Here is a 523-nt window from a genome sequence, read left to right as displayed (position 1 = left end):
TGAACCTGGTCTACTCGCAGCGCAACCGCTCCGCCTGCACCCGCATCCCGGTCACCGGCAGCAACCCCAAGGCCAAGCGCGTCGAGTTCCGGGTGCCGGACCCGTCCAGCAACCCGTACCTGGCGTTCTCGGCGATGATGATGGCCGGCCTGGACGGCATCAAGAACAAGATCGAGCCGCCGGCGCCGATCGACAAGGACCTGTACGACCTCCCGCCGGAGGAGTGGGGCGACGTCAAGCAGGTTCCGGGTTCGCTGCCGGAGGTGCTCAACGCGCTCGAGGCCGACCACGACTACCTGCTCGACGGCGGCGTGTTCACGCCGGACCTGATCTCCACCTGGGTCGACTGGAAGCGGGCCAACGAGGTCGACCCGGTGCGTCTGCGCCCGACCCCGCACGAGTTCGCGATGTACTTCGACTGCTGAGCACGCTCGTCAGCACCGGCCGGGGGGGGGGGGGGGGGGGGGGGGGGGGGCGGGGGGGGGGGGGGGGGGGGGGGGGGGGGGGGGGGGGGGGGGCCGGC

Annotated in this window: 1 pseudogene; it reads left to right on the top strand. The window is 72.7% G+C overall.

Annotated features, from left to right (window positions below):
* Positions 1–425, top strand: a pseudogene (locus tag AC2CHG_RS31750) (type I glutamate--ammonia ligase); the annotation flags it as partial.
* Positions 426–523: the final 98 nt, after the last annotated feature.

This window comes from Micromonospora sp. ATLC20 (assembly GCF_057196585.1).
This window is presented reverse-complemented; position numbering and strand designations above follow the sequence as displayed.